Raw genomic sequence first — 14,048 nt, forward strand, 5'->3', positions numbered from 1 at the left:
CGTAGGTTTTGAAACCTGCGAGGTCTAAATCTACAAGATTAATTATTCACAATATCTAGGCCCAATGAGGTAACTTAGGTAGTCAATATTTTTGGAAAAGCGGGGTTCGGCACACTTGGGTTATGAAAGTCCCGCTATCCGCTTCAAAGCCTTGGCTCGTTCCTCGCCTGCGGGTTTTACGCTGCTATCGGGTTTATTAATGATAAGTCTGTTGTTTTGGCCACACATCATACAGGCCTTGAGATATCTTCCAGCGATGGATGCTGCGTTAGGGAGTTAACGATTGGCAATTTATCATACAAACCTCGCAGGTTTAAAATCCACATACGACAAAATTTCAGCACAAAACACTATAAATCAGTAATTTAGTCATTAAAATAAAAATATTACCGACAAAATTTCCGATTGTAAAATCAAAATGGATGTGGCATTTGTTTTGACTTAAAAGGGATATGAACTTCAACAATTTTACTATAAAAGCCCAGGAAGCAGTTCAACAGGCTTCTGAAATAGCCCAAGGCAATCAGCAACAGGCTATTGAAACGGCACACCTGCTTAAAGGTTTGCTTACTGTTGATGAAAACGTGGTTTCTTATGTTTTAAAGAAATTAAACGTCAATCTAAATTCATTAAATCAAAATTTAGATGCAGAAATTGCCAAGTTCCCAAAAGTGAGTGGAAGCAATGTCTATCTGTCATCTAACGCAAATAGCGTTTTACAAAAAGCGCAGACGTTTTTAAAAGAGTTTAAAGATGAATTTGTATCTGTAGAGCATCTATTATTGAGTATCTTAGCCGTTAACGATAGTACTTCTAAATTATTAAAAGAACAGGGTGTTAACGAAAAAGATCTTAAAAAAGCCATTATTGAGCTGCGTGGAGATAACCGTGTAACCGATCAAAATGCCGAGGCCACCTATCAGGCCCTGAGCAAATATGCAAGGAATTTAAACGAATATGCAGAAAGCGGAAAACTAGATCCTGTAATTGGGCGCGATGAGGAAATCCGTCGGGTAATACAGATTTTATCGCGCAGAACCAAGAACAACCCTATTTTAATTGGCGAACCTGGTGTAGGTAAAACCGCCATTGCCGAAGGAATTGCTTTTAGGATTATTAAAGGTGATGTACCTGAAAACTTAAAAAGCAAAGTGGTTTATTCACTAGATATGGGTGCTTTAATTGCAGGAGCAAAATACAAAGGCGAATTTGAAGAGCGTTTAAAAGCCGTAGTTAAAGAAGTTACCCAAAGCGATGGTGATATTATCCTGTTTATCGATGAGATCCACACTTTGGTAGGTGCTGGTGGCGGTGAAGGTGCTATGGACGCAGCGAATATTTTAAAACCTGCCCTTGCCCGTGGAGAACTACGTGCCATTGGTGCAACAACTTTAGATGAATATCAAAAATATTTAGAAAAAGATAAAGCGTTAGAACGCCGTTTCCAAAAGGTGATGGTTGAAGAACCTGATACCCAGGATGCGATTTCTATCCTCCGTGGCTTAAAAGAACGTTATGAAACACATCATAAAGTAAGGATTAAAGATGAAGCAATTATCGCAGCCGTAGAAATGAGTCAGCGATATATTTCAGACCGTTTCTTGCCAGATAAGGCCATCGATTTAATGGATGAAGCTGCATCTAAATTGCGCATGGAAATGGACAGTGTGCCCGAAAATGTGGATGCTTTAGACCGAGAAATTATGCGTTTAGAAATTGAACGTGAAGCAATTAAACGTGAAAAAGACGATAGGAAGGTTAAAGAACTTTCAGAAGAAATTGCTAACCTATCAGCAGAGCGTGATGAATTTAAAGCGAAATGGCAAGGTGAGAAAGACTTGGTAGATGCCGTAAATAACGAACTGGAGCAAATTGAGCACTACAAATTAGAAGCAGAACAAGCTGAACGTGCAGGCGATTACGGTAAAGTTGCCGAAATCCGTTACGGAAAAATTAAGGAAGCCCAAGATAAGGTTGAAAAACTTAAAGCCGATTTAGAAAGCCAGCAAAGCAATAGCCGTATGCTTAAGGAAGAGGTTACTGCTGATGATATTGCAGGTGTGGTAGGCCGTTGGACAGGTATTCCGGTTACGAAACTGATTGCCAGTGAGCGCGAAAAACTGCTTCATTTAGAAGAAGAATTACACCAGCGTGTGGCTGGTCAGGACGAAGCAATTGAAGCTATTTCTGATGCCATCCGCCGATCGCGTGCAGGCTTACAGGATAAACGCAAACCAATTGGATCTTTCATCTTTTTAGGTACTACTGGTGTAGGTAAAACGGAGCTTGCAAAAGCCCTTGCGGAATTTTTATTCAACGATGAAAATGCCTTAACCCGCATCGATATGAGTGAATATCAGGAGCGTCATGCCGTATCGCGCTTAATTGGAGCGCCTCCAGGATATGTGGGTTACGATGAAGGCGGGCAATTAACCGAGGCCGTTAGGCGTAAACCTTATTCGGTAGTATTGCTTGATGAGATTGAAAAAGCACATCCGGATGTATTTAACATCCTGTTACAGGTATTAGATGACGGGCGTTTAACCGACAATAAAGGTAGAACGGTGAATTTTAAAAATACCATCATCATCATGACCTCAAACATTGGTGCGCATTTAATTCAAGATAATTTCAAAAACTTAAGCGATGAAAACCGTGAGGAAGTAATTGCAAAAACCAAAAACGAATTGTTCGAGGTATTAAAACAGACCATTCGCCCAGAATTTTTGAACAGGATTGATGAGCTGATTATGTTTACCCCGTTAAACCGCAGCGAAATCAGAAATATTGTAAGCTTACAGTTTAAACATGTACAGCAAACATTGGCCGAAATGGGTATAGAAATGGAAGCCAGTGATGAAGCTTTAGATTGGTTGGCACAATTGGGTTACGATCCGCAATTTGGTGCTAGACCGTTAAAAAGAGTGATTCAAAAAAGAATCTTAAATGAGTTGTCGAAAGAGATATTGGCGGGTAAGATAGATAAAGACAGCAAAATTAAGTTAGATATGTTCGATCATAATTTTGTGTTCCTGAACCAAAAAGCTGATTAAAAACATAATAATCAAATCCCATAGATTAATTTCTATGGGATTTTTTTTCGTTTATCATTCACCCATTAAAGTAACTAACATGATAGTTCGTTTTCTTGTTTTTTGTTTCAATAATGATTATTATTGATTACACACAAAAACACAAATAAAATGAAACCTAAATTAATCATCATGGCGCTGCTATGCGCCGTCAGTTGGCGCAGCTATGCCCAAGCTGAAAAGGGATCCGGATTTATTGGCGGAAGTCTGAGTTTTGGAACTTCTAAGCAAAACAGCTCATCACCTAGCTTAAACACATTTACCCTAACGCCAAGAGGAGGTTATTTTTTAGCCAATAATTTTGCCATTGGTTTAGAAATTCCCTTAAATCTTTCGAAGCTCAGGGGTGAAAATTATATCGCATGGAATGAAGAATACGGGTATTACGAAGAACAGCTTGGGGTAAAGGAATTTAGCTTTGGTTTTTCTCCTTTCGTACGCAAATATATTGATGTTAAAGAGCGCTTCAAGTTTTTTATGCAAGCTAATCTACTCCTTCAAATCAACACCTTTAACAGGATCGATGATGAAGGTTACCTGATCAGAACTGATGCTAAAATAAAGGGATGGGGTGCAAGTGTAAGTCCTGGCTTCAGCTATTTCATATCCAAACATGCAGCATTGGAATTTTCATTGCCCGTTGTATCTTTCTTCCATCAAAATTACTATGCAGAAGAATCGCTTTACAACTACGACAAAACCAATAACCTAAGGCTCGCCCTGCAAAATTTCACACCGACATTTACTTTCAACTATCATTTTTAATATTTAATAAGATGAGAAACATATTTAGCTGGTTAAGCCTAAAAATTTTAGGCTTAACCCTTCTATTAACCAACGCATTTAATGTGAAGGCACAAACTGCAGAGATCAACGAAATAAGATATTATAGAAGTATTTTCCCCGAAGAAAACGAGAAACCCGAATATATCGGCGATGAAAAAATAGAATATTACCGGAGCATTTTCCCAGAGGAGAACGGAAAGATCAAATCTATAGGTGATAAGAAATTTGAATACTATAGAAGTATTTTTCCTGAAGAAAATGGAAAAATTAAATCTATTGGCGATATTAAGTTTGAGTATTATCGGAGCATCTTTCCAGAGGAAAACGGCAAATTAAAATCTATCGGCAATACGACAATTGAATACTATAGAAGCATTTTTCCCGAGGAAAATGGAAAAATTAAATCTATCGGCGGCACACAGATAGAATACTATAGAAGCATTTTTCCCGAAGAAAATGGCAAGATTAAATCAATTACAGGTAAAACCGATTGCGATTTTATTTCCTCACCTATCGAACTGTATTACTTTATCCTGAATGCAAATTCGAAGTAAAATACAATCCGTTCATTCTTATACCGAACACCGATCTAATAAATCAGATCGGTGTCTTTTTTTATCACTGGCAATCAAAAACTTAACACAAAAATAACTAAACACATAGTTTTATATTGTTTTTTTATGCTATCATTGAATACACAAAAAACACAAATGAAAATGAAAAAACAATTATTAACGTTGGTAGCGGTATGCGCTATCGCCATGGCAGCTCATGCCCAAACAGAAAAAGGATATAACCTAATCGGCGGAAGTTTTAATATTTCTTCATCAAAAACAGAGTCGCCAAATTACGAGAAAAGGAATTATTACACCATTAACCCAAGTTACGCACATTTCTTTTCTAAAAACTTAGCAATTGGATTAACTGCAGGTTTTAGTTATAGTAAAAATTTCAATAGTAATTTTGATTCTAATTTCAACACAACCTCTACAAGAACAAGTAAACAAAAAAGTTTCTCAGTGGGTCCTGTAGTGAGATATTATATAGATATTGTTGACAAACTTAAAGCCTTTGGACAGTTTAGTGGAACGATTGGTATTGTAAAAACTAATGAAACCAGTACCTATACTTATAATTATCCACCTAGTTCAAAATTCACACAGTACCATGCATCTATACAGCCTGGCCTAGCATTTTTTCCGACTAAAAAACTGGGCATAGAGCTTGGCTTCCCTTTATTATCGTACAATAAAATTGATTACGACGGTAAAGAGCCTTCAAATATTTGGTACGAAACAGAAGCATTTGATTTTGGGTTTAACACTTTTAACCCATTTCTTGGATTTAACTTTCATTTTTAAGCTAATAGAGACTGTTCTACAAAGTTAATTTCGAATCTAATCTGCCACACTGTCCCAAGGACTCCTACGGAGAGCCTGTCGAAACGCTAAAAACATATATTTTGGCTAGTCCTTCGACAGGCTATCATTTACATACTCCGGTCGTCATTGCCTACAGTTCATTAAAAATCTTCATGCCATTTATATTGATTTTTATGAAATAAATGTTCCTCAGGATTGACAAAATCTATTTTGACGAGGCAGTCTATTTTCTATTTCTTCTTCGTTTCAATATTAGGCAAGAAACCAGTTAATAAACCGATTAAGGGTAGAAACGCACAAACATTAAATACATATTCTATACTGGTAGAATCAGCTAGTTTCCCTAGTAATGCCGAACCAATACCGCCCATGCCAAAGGCAAAGCCAAAAAACAGACCGGCAACCAAACCAACTTTCCCCGGGATTAGTTCCTGTGCATAAACCAGAATTGCGGAGAATGCCGATGCTAAAATCATCCCTATAGGGACGATGAGCACCCCTACCCAGAACAAGCTGGCGTGTGGTAATAATAGTGCAAATGGAGCAGTTCCTAATATGGAAGTCCAGATTACATATTTCCGTCCTATTTTATCGCCTATTGGTCCGCCCAATAACGTTCCGGCAGCTACAGAAAATAAGAATACAAATAAATAGATCTGTGAGGTTTGTACCGAAACATGAAATTTACCGATCAGATAAAAGGTGAAATAGTTAGTCAAACTCGCCATATAGAAATATTTCGAGAAAATCAGCAAGAGTAAAATACAAACCGAAAAAATTACCTTAGTTCGCGAAAACTGGTTCACAACAGTCTGAATATTCATCTTTTTACTTCTCGAAAGCATAAATCCTTTATACCAGTTACCTACATAGGTTAAAATCATAATGGCAAGGAGTGCAATTACCGAAAACCAGATCACGCTGAACTGCCCGTAGGGAACAATAATCCAGGCCGCCAATAGTGGACCTAAAGAACTACCTGCATTACCACCCAACTGAAAAACAGATTGTGCCAATCCCCTCTTTCCTCCAGATGCAGCGTGCGCCATCCTTGAGGCTTCGGGATGAAATATAGAGGAACCGATTCCGATAAAAGCAACAGAAATTAGCATGGTATAAAAATGACCTGCTTGTGATAGCGAAATCAAACCGATCAAGGTAAACCCCATCCCTACTGCCAACGAATATGGCTGAGGTTTTTTATCGGTATACAAACCTACAAATGGCTGTAACAAGGAAGCAGCCAATTGAAAAGTAAGCGTAATTAAACCAATCTGCGAAAAACTTAAATGATAACTGGTTTTAATAACGGGGTAAATTGCAGGAATTAACGATTGTATGGTATCATTAAGTAAATGCGAAAAACTTAAGGCGAAAAGTATCGGGAAAACGGTTTTTTCAATAATGGATGTGGTAGTAGTATTCTCAGTCATGACGGTAGATTATACCGTCAAAAATAGCGATTATAAATTTTTAAACTATACGATATGTCCTTGCAAAAACCAAACATTTTGATAAAGTTTTGGTTTTATAACTATGGAAAAGAATGGAAAAATTGTTGGTTTATGCGGAAGTCTAAGAAAAGGCTCTTATAATGCAATGTTGCTTAAAGTTGTAGGTAGTTTAATTCCCCAAAACATCCACTTCGAAACGGTGACTTTTGAAGACGTTCCTATTTATAACGCAGACCTTGATTTACCAGAAACTAAAGAAAGCCCAGCAAGTGTGGTAAAACTTAGAGATGCTTTAGCCACTGCAGATGCTTTTATTATTGTTTCTCCTGAATATAATTATTCTATTCCCGGTGGATTAAAAAATGCCATCGACTGGGCGAGCCGTGGAAAGGATTCGCCCTTAATGCATAAACCAGTTGCCTTAATGGGCGCAACACAGGGAATGTGGGGAACAGTTAGAATGCAAACCGCGTTTTTGCCTGTTTTTACCTTTTTAAATATGAATCCGGTATTACAACCAGAAGTTTTAATTGCTCAGGCTCAAAACAAATTCGATGCTGAAGGAAATCTGACAGACGAGAGAAGCATCGATATTATTAAAAGGAAAATAGAAAATTTAATTTCTGCTTGTAAGGTTTAACTCAAAACCGCAACAACTCTTCTGCAAAATCTGCCATTTTAGACACAAAAAAATCTGACATTTATACAAAAAAAGTCAGATTGTCAATCTGTCATGTCTAAAAAATTAATCAATCGATTGATTTTTGGTCACACGAAAATAATATTGACTTAACACTAATTTTATATCTATTTATCAATTAGGCAGTTGCCCAAAAACTGATTTTTTGATGACGTAGACAAAGTTTTTTGGCACAAGTGTTGACTTTTATTCAAATATAGTCAGAAATTAAAAAAGTAAAATTGACTATATTTTAATAACAAATAAATAATAAAAAGATGAAAAAACTATTATTATCTTTAGTAGCAGTAGCAGGTTTAGTTTATGGTGCACAAGCACAAACTGAAAAAGGAAATTTTATGTTAGGCGGTAATGTAGGTGTAAACTCTACAAAAGTAGACGGCGCTCCAAAAGCAGATTTCAGCTTTAGCGTATTACCAAGTGTTGGTTATTTTATCAGCAATAATTTTGCTATCGGTACAGGTGTTGGTTACGAATACGATAAAAAAGTAAGCAACAAAACTCAAGAAGGTACTTTTAAAGTTGCTCCTTTCGGTCGTTACTATGTTGGTTTATCTGATCAATTTAAATTCTTCGGACAATTATCAGTGCCATTGGCATTTGGTGAATTAAAAGCAACTGACGCTAACGGCGATAACGCAGTTAAATTGGGTAGTACAACCAAAATCGGTGTAGAACTTGCTCCAGGATTTGCTTTCTTCCCAACAAAAAGAATCGGTATCGAACTTTCAGTTAAAGGTTTAAGTTATGAAAACTACACTTTAAAAGCAGAAGGAACTGGTGCTAAAGTTAAAACCAATACTTTTGGCTTAAACGCTGATACTTTCGCACCAAGGTTAGGTGTACAGTTCTACTTTTAATTAATTCTCCCTTAAGGGAAACTTAATAAAATGACTTTTTTTTTCGAAGAGCGTCCCGGTTTACCATCGGGACGCTTTTTGTTTTATTTCTTTTCGCGAATGGCCTTAAATTCAGATCCCTCTTTCCATTTAGGATAGGAATCTTCATTACTAATGCGATACCCCATATCAAAAAGCATTCGAACATCCTCTATAATACCTGATAAATCCCATTTTTTGGCATCAAAATTATCCTGTGGCGAATGGTAGCGGAATTTGGTAAAATCGGCCACCTGCTTTAATCCCCATTCCCTACCGTTTTTAATGTTATCTACCCTGAACCTGTAAACAATGAAGGCACACCAACTTTGGCCAAATTAAAATGATCTGAACGGTAATACAATCCCGATGATGGAACAGGATCCGGAACGATTACCCGCCCCTGCTTTTTAGCCGCAGCAGCAGCATAATCTTCCAGTTCTGACTGGCCAAAGCCATACACGACAATATCTTTCGTTTTACCTGCAATGCCCATCATATCCATATTGATATTGGCAACAGTTTTGGCTAATGGAAAAACAGGATGTTTGGCGTAATACTCAGATCCTAAAAGGCCTTGCTCTTCTGCTGTATAAGAAATAAACAAAATGGTACGCCCAGATACTTTAGGCAACTTTTTAAAGGCCGAAGCAATTTCGAATAAAGCGGCTAAACCTGTTGCATTATCAACCGCACCATTATAAATAGAGTCGCCTTGTATTTTCTCTCCTACACCTAAATGATCCCAGTGTGCCGAATAAATAATAGCTTCATCTTTACGCTTATCGCCTGGTATTTTAGCCAGAACATTATAAGTAACCGATTTTTTGATCGTATTTTTAACCTTTAGTGAGGTAGTAATATTTAAATCAACAGCTTTAAAACCTTTTTTACGGGCACTTAAAGCCAATTGATCAAATGATTTACCATCCAGTGCAAATAGCTGTTTCGCCTTATCTAAAGTAATCCATCCCTCTACTACAGCCCTGCTCATTCCATTGTCTTCGCTTTGCAGCGTAAGTTTAGATTTCGACCAGCCACTACGCACAACTGTCCAGGGATAAGCTGCTGGCTCTGTATCATGAACAATAATAATCCCAGTAGCTCCTTGTCTTGCCGCTTCTTCAAACTTATAGGTCCATCGGCCATAGTAAGTCATATTTTTACCTTTAAACAAGGTCGAATCGGCAAAGCCTGGATCATTAATCAACACCACCACTGTTTTTCCCTTTACATCTAGGTTTGCATAATCGTTCCAGCCATACTCGGGCGCAACAATGCCATAGCCAGCAAAAACCAGCGGTGAGTTACTCATACTTACCTCATCTTGCACACGGCGGGTACCGGCCACAAAATCGGTTAAATAATTTAAGGTTAACGATGCTGTTTTTCCTTTGAGCACCATTTTATCTTCCGGCACAGATTTAATCTCTACCATGGGTACCTCCTGAAAGAAACTATCTCCATTACCAGGTTGCAGGCCCAGTTTTTCGAACTGCGTTTTTAAATAATTAATAGTTTTCGTTTCTCCATTGGTAAACGGTTTTCGCCCTTCTAAACTATCAGCTGCAATTACAGATAAATATTGGGTTAAACTCGAATCATTAATGGCTTTTACGGCTAAAGAATCGACACTAATATCAGTGCTTTTTGTGCCTTGCTTGCAGGAACTAAAAAAAAGGAGCGCACAACTGGAAAGTAGAAGGATTTTTTTCATTTATAAAGAATTGAATTTTAATAAAAAATTGCATTTGCTGAAAAATACGAAGAAATTAGGAGTTTCTGTGTTTATCATCCCAAATTTGAGGGTCTACCGCGGATCTTGCAGATTTACGCTGATAAGACTTATTTCTTAATCAGCTTAAATTTCTTTAACTGCTGCCCGTTTTTATTGATCACACCAACATAAACACCTGTTGATAAAGCGTTGAGCAAAAAACGGTTCGAACTTGTAGCCTTTTCCTCAAAAACCTTCTGTCCTAAGATGTTAAAGATAGATAGGCTATAATCTTCGAACGATCCGCTCAAAATGGTTAAATAATCGGCTACCGGATTAGGAAAGAAAGAAAATTCATTGTCTTTCAGGTACACTACTGATACCAGATCGCTCTGCACCTGGCCGTTGGCAGTTTCGAAAGTAACGCGGTAAAACTGGATTCCGGCTTTTGGCTTTTCATCAAAAATCGTATAATCGAGTTGATTTGAAATTGGCTTGGTCTGCTGTAAAACACTAAAAGTATTTGGTCCTGTCTGTTTTTCCCAAATGATATTCTTTAAATCCAAAGTAGTGCCGACACTTAGATCAATTCTTACCCGGTTATCATCAGTCAAAGATGCAAACAAGTTTCTTACATAACAGGCAATTCCCTGCTGCGTATAATCGATGGTATAACTTTTTAAACCTGTAAAACCTATCCCGTTAGCTGCCACCGCAAAATATTTACTATTAACCTTGTTTGCGTCAAGCTTAATTATGGTATCAGTAAGGGTTAGCACTGGAGAGAGGATATTATCTACTACATTATATAACGTGTAATCTTTTGCCCCAGGTTGTGGATTCCAGTTGAGCGCAATTCCATCTTTGCATGCATAGCCAACGTTTAACACCCTTGGACTCGAAATAACAAAAGATTGGCTCAATATTATATTGCCTTCCACTTCCATTTTTATCATTGCTTTAGCAAACAAATCAGGAGCATTCCAATGGTAAAAACCTTTACTTAAATCGACACCAGCAGCAATTGTTTTCCATGTGACGCCTTCATCATAACTCACTGATAGGTTTCCTGTTTTGCTTGTATAAGTATTCTCCCACCGGATGTAGTTATCTTCATTGGCAAAGAAGTATTCGTTTTTTTCAGGACTAATAAAGGAAAAAGTGTTTTTGAATATGTAACGATAAGCCAATGCAAAAGGTTGGTTATTGCCCTGTGTAATTCTGTTACCCTTAACATGAATATTATAAGCACCTGTAGTGGGATTATCGAGCGTAATCTGCTGAACGTTATTGATAATATCTGCCTTACGAACTGCCGGTTTTGAGAGGGAATCTAAATGAGGAAAACTACTTAACACCCAGGGTAGCGTTAAATTTCCTGCAGGATTTTCGAGGCTTAAATCCAATCCATTAACCAAACTTTGCGCTGCATTTACAACTGCTGGTGGATCGTTCCAGGTAATGGTCAGTTTTACTTCAGCTACATTAGCCGGAATGGCCAAGGGAATAAGCAAATCCTGATTTCTGGCCACTTCGTACAATAACGCCCTATTTTCGTCTAAAGTTTTTAACGATTGTGCTACATTGAGCTTTCCATAACCATACACAAAATCAACCTGTGGTGTACCTAAATCATCGGCAGAATTAATTACTGTCGCTCTGATTAGTGACGCGGGAGCCGCTTTTTTATATTTCTGCTGATAAAATTGTTCTAACATAGCAATCGATCCACTAGTAATTGCTGCAGCGCCTGATGTTCCGTCTTCACCTAAAGCAACAAGTTCAGGTTTTACACGACCATCATAGGCAGGGCCTTTACTGCTTAGATTTTCGGAAATATTTTCTCTGTTGATACCTCCTATCACTAATAAATTTTTCGCCTGCTTAAAATTTCCCGTTAAATTGGCACGAGCAGTCATACCTTGATAAAATCCAACAGAAGGTGTAGTTGTTCCTTTATTTCCGGCAGAAAAAACATGGATCAAAGTATCGGTTTCGAAGATCTGTTTATCATAGGCCGCTGCCTCCATTCCGTAATCGTTATCGATATCAGTACCATAAGAATGATTTTGAACTTTAATCTGAAGTTTGTTTAAATCGGTTATTAGGTCAGGCATCAGATTAGTGAAATCAGAATAGGCAAGTTTGGCCTTTGGTGCTGCCCCCAAACCCCGGATAAAGGAATTACCGTTTCCTAATGCTAAGGTTGCCATAATGGTAGCATGAGTAGTTGGTGTTTTACCAATAGTGGCCCCTGCAACGGTTTTTCCCAATAAATCAAGGTCCGTAGCATCGTACATCCCTTCTTTAAAAGAAACATTTATACCCGTGCCATCAACACCGGAAAAAGATTTCGGGCGTTAGAAATCTGGTTTAAAGCCAGGTCTAGTCCATTAATTACCACTTCCTCTTTAGCCACAGGCAAAACATCGGCGTATAAAACATCGCCGAGTTCTAACAACAACATTAAATCAGCTGGTGAGAGGTAAACTGTACAAATGTTGTTTACGTTATCGGCTAATTTTATCTTTTGGCTTGCAATAGCCTTTGGTAACGCATTTATATTTTTGAAGGCCAGCCGAACCAGGATAGAGTCGTTCTTTTTATTGCTTTTACTGAGTACTTTCATCAATCTATCGCTAACCTTCCAAAGTCCATTGGCTTGTTGCTGCGAAACTATACTATTAGAAAAGTTAGAAACATTTGATTTTTCGACAATAAAATAATCGCCTGAGAGACGTTTTTTGGGTTTCAACAATTGAATTTCTGCAGTTGTTAAAGTACGGTTGAACCTAACCAAAATAGGCTGATCGTCACTTAGTTTTAAAGTATTGCCTGTTTTTGAAACATATTTTTCAAAATATTTTTCTATTCCGCCAGGTTGTATCTGTGCGTTTAAACTAAGAACAGACAGACAAAAACATATAAATAAAAATACAGTATTGACTTTCAAATATTATTTTATTGTAAAATTTTGTTTACATCGTTTATCTTCTCTAAATTAGCATTTATAAGGTAATCCACAAATTTTATTAACTAACTTATTCAACCTAAACTAATTTAATTCTATTCAAGATGAAAACAAACAAATTTTTATCGATTGCAGCCGCATGCTTTTTAATCACCAACCTATACTCGTGTAAGAGTAATAATACAGAAAATGCAGTTGAAAGCAAAACTGATATTTCAGCCGACAAGTTATCACAGATCAAATCTTTAGGCTTCAGTACTAATAACATCCGTAAAATAGATGAAGGATATTTGGTAGAGGGTGATATTCTTTTAACTGAGAATAACCTAACTGAAACTTCTACTAGTGCAAATTTAAACATTGCCGAAACCGAACAGTACCGAACCACAAACCTGGTTAAATCATTACCACGTGTAATTACCGTTTCGGTAACTAACCTTCCTCAGGTATATAGTGATGCCGTAAACACCATGATTTCGAGATACAACTCATTAGGCTTACGCATTACTTTCCAAAGGGCAAGCGCAGGTACAACCGGAAACATTAATGTTGTAGGTTTTAACGAAGGTCCGAGCGGTGGTTTTATTACCTTAGGTTCTGCAGGTTTCCCTACCTCATCCGGAAATCCATACAACCAGATCAGAATGAATACCAATGCAGCTGCTTATGGCACCAACCCCAATTTACTTTACCTTGCTTCTGTGATCCAACATGAAGTTGGTCACTGCATCGGTTTCCGCCATACCGATTACATGGACCGCGCCTTTAGCTGTGGCGCAAGTGGTGCGGGTAACGAAGGTGCATCAAATGTTGGGGCAGTTAGAATACCAGGAACTCCTTCAACTCCTGATGCTGGCTCATTTATGTTAGCTTGTTCTAATGGTGGTAACCGTACCTTCAATGCAAATGATGTAATTGCCGTAAATTACCTTTACAAATAAGATCAAAAAAAACAAGGATTACCTAAACTTAAGATATGGCCTTCCGATGTAAAAATCGGGAGGCTTTTTTTTAAAAGGGAAAATTGACGACACAAACTAAAGATGCGTTAAATAAACTCAGCCAACG

The 14,048-nt window shown here is 37.6% G+C and carries 12 protein-coding genes; 7 read left to right on the forward strand and 5 right to left on the reverse strand.

All coding sequences use genetic code 11. From position 1 onward, the window contains the following. Positions 1–452 precede the first annotated feature (452 nt). The 4 genes from clpB (at position 453) to H9N25_RS12305 (ending at position 5,239) form a co-directional block, all read left to right on the forward strand. On the forward strand, positions 453–3,053 hold the full coding sequence (clpB, locus tag H9N25_RS12290) for an ATP-dependent chaperone ClpB (RefSeq protein WP_190326058.1): 2,601 nt from the start codon (positions 453–455) through the stop codon (positions 3,051–3,053). 150 nt (positions 3,054–3,203) lie between these two features. Continuing rightward, on the forward strand, positions 3,204–3,857 hold the full coding sequence (locus H9N25_RS12295) for an outer membrane beta-barrel protein (protein ID WP_190326059.1): 654 nt from the start codon (positions 3,204–3,206) through the stop codon (positions 3,855–3,857). Positions 3,858–3,868: 11 nt separating this feature from the next. Further along, on the forward strand, positions 3,869–4,432 hold the full coding sequence (locus H9N25_RS12300; RefSeq protein ID WP_190326060.1) for a hypothetical protein: 564 nt from the start codon (positions 3,869–3,871) through the stop codon (positions 4,430–4,432). 162 nt (positions 4,433–4,594) lie between these two features. After that, positions 4,595–5,239 (forward strand): outer membrane beta-barrel protein, encoded by a 645-nt coding sequence (locus H9N25_RS12305; RefSeq protein ID WP_190326061.1) that lies wholly within the window; start codon positions 4,595–4,597, stop codon positions 5,237–5,239. Between the two features lie 251 nt (positions 5,240–5,490). On the opposite strand, the gene H9N25_RS12310 is transcribed toward H9N25_RS12305, so the two are convergent. Then, a complete protein-coding gene (locus H9N25_RS12310) occupies positions 5,491–6,693 on the reverse strand; it encodes an MFS transporter (RefSeq protein WP_190326062.1) in 1,203 nt (400 codons plus the stop codon). A 103-nt stretch (positions 6,694–6,796) separates the two neighbouring features. Here H9N25_RS12310 and H9N25_RS12315 point away from each other — a divergent pair, with 103 nt between their 5' ends. Next, the gene (locus H9N25_RS12315) at positions 6,797–7,354 is read left to right on the forward strand and encodes an NADPH-dependent FMN reductase (protein WP_190326063.1); all 558 of its coding nucleotides are present in this window, start codon (positions 6,797–6,799) and stop codon (positions 7,352–7,354) included. Positions 7,355–7,671: 317 nt separating this feature from the next. Further along, positions 7,672–8,274, forward strand: a complete 603-nt coding sequence (locus tag H9N25_RS12320; protein WP_167295040.1) for an outer membrane beta-barrel protein — start codon at positions 7,672–7,674, stop codon at positions 8,272–8,274. An 83-nt stretch (positions 8,275–8,357) separates the two neighbouring features. Here H9N25_RS12320 and H9N25_RS24630 read toward each other — a convergent pair whose 3' ends face one another. The 4 genes from H9N25_RS24630 to H9N25_RS12335 form a co-directional block, all read right to left on the reverse strand. Further along, positions 8,358–8,546, reverse strand: a complete 189-nt coding sequence (locus H9N25_RS24630) for a hypothetical protein (RefSeq protein WP_223833365.1) — start codon at positions 8,544–8,546, stop codon at positions 8,358–8,360. Positions 8,547–8,584: 38 nt separating this feature from the next. Then, positions 8,585–10,009, reverse strand: coding sequence for a M28 family metallopeptidase (locus H9N25_RS12325; protein WP_223833366.1), 1,425 nt, complete (start codon positions 10,007–10,009; stop codon positions 8,585–8,587). A 128-nt stretch (positions 10,010–10,137) separates the two neighbouring features. Beyond that, positions 10,138–12,309 carry a S8 family peptidase gene (locus H9N25_RS12330; protein WP_190326064.1) on the reverse strand — a complete coding sequence of 724 codons (2,172 nt, stop codon included), beginning with the start codon at positions 12,307–12,309 and terminating at the stop codon, positions 10,138–10,140. 20 nt (positions 12,310–12,329) lie between these two features. Continuing rightward, positions 12,330–12,962, reverse strand: coding sequence for a hypothetical protein (locus H9N25_RS12335; RefSeq protein WP_190326065.1), 633 nt, complete (start codon positions 12,960–12,962; stop codon positions 12,330–12,332). Between the two features lie 122 nt (positions 12,963–13,084). Between H9N25_RS12335 and H9N25_RS12340 the strand changes: the two genes are divergently transcribed. Continuing rightward, positions 13,085–13,921, forward strand: a complete 837-nt coding sequence (locus H9N25_RS12340) for a M57 family metalloprotease (RefSeq protein ID WP_190326066.1) — start codon at positions 13,085–13,087, stop codon at positions 13,919–13,921. Positions 13,922–14,048: the final 127 nt, after the last annotated feature.

The sequence above is a fragment of the Pedobacter riviphilus genome, from assembly GCF_014692875.1.
In the GTDB taxonomy this organism is placed as follows: Bacteria; Bacteroidota; Bacteroidia; order Sphingobacteriales; family Sphingobacteriaceae; genus Pedobacter; species Pedobacter riviphilus.

What these genes read in the sequence shown, in the direction of transcription:
- H9N25_RS12320 (WP_167295040.1), top strand. Translation starts at nt 7,672, where the DNA reads ATGAAAAAACTATTATTATCTTTAGTAGCAGTAGCAGGTTTAGTTTAT.
- H9N25_RS12295 (WP_190326059.1), top strand. Translation starts at nt 3,204, where the DNA reads ATGAAACCTAAATTAATCATCATGGCGCTGCTATGCGCCGTCAGTTGG.
- H9N25_RS12340 (WP_190326066.1), top strand. Translation starts at nt 13,085, where the DNA reads ATGAAAACAAACAAATTTTTATCGATTGCAGCCGCATGCTTTTTAATC.
- clpB (WP_190326058.1), top strand. Translation starts at nt 453, where the DNA reads ATGAACTTCAACAATTTTACTATAAAAGCCCAGGAAGCAGTTCAACAG.
- H9N25_RS12300 (WP_190326060.1), top strand. Translation starts at nt 3,869, where the DNA reads ATGAGAAACATATTTAGCTGGTTAAGCCTAAAAATTTTAGGCTTAACC.
- H9N25_RS12330 (WP_190326064.1), bottom strand. Translation starts at nt 12,309, where the DNA reads ATGTACGATGCTACGGACCTTGATTTATTGGGAAAAACCGTTGCAGGG.
- H9N25_RS12310 (WP_190326062.1), bottom strand. Translation starts at nt 6,693, where the DNA reads ATGACTGAGAATACTACTACCACATCCATTATTGAAAAAACCGTTTTC.
- H9N25_RS12315 (WP_190326063.1), top strand. Translation starts at nt 6,797, where the DNA reads ATGGAAAAGAATGGAAAAATTGTTGGTTTATGCGGAAGTCTAAGAAAA.
- H9N25_RS12305 (WP_190326061.1), top strand. Translation starts at nt 4,595, where the DNA reads ATGAAAAAACAATTATTAACGTTGGTAGCGGTATGCGCTATCGCCATG.
- H9N25_RS12325 (WP_223833366.1), bottom strand. Translation starts at nt 10,009, where the DNA reads ATGAAAAAAATCCTTCTACTTTCCAGTTGTGCGCTCCTTTTTTTTAGT.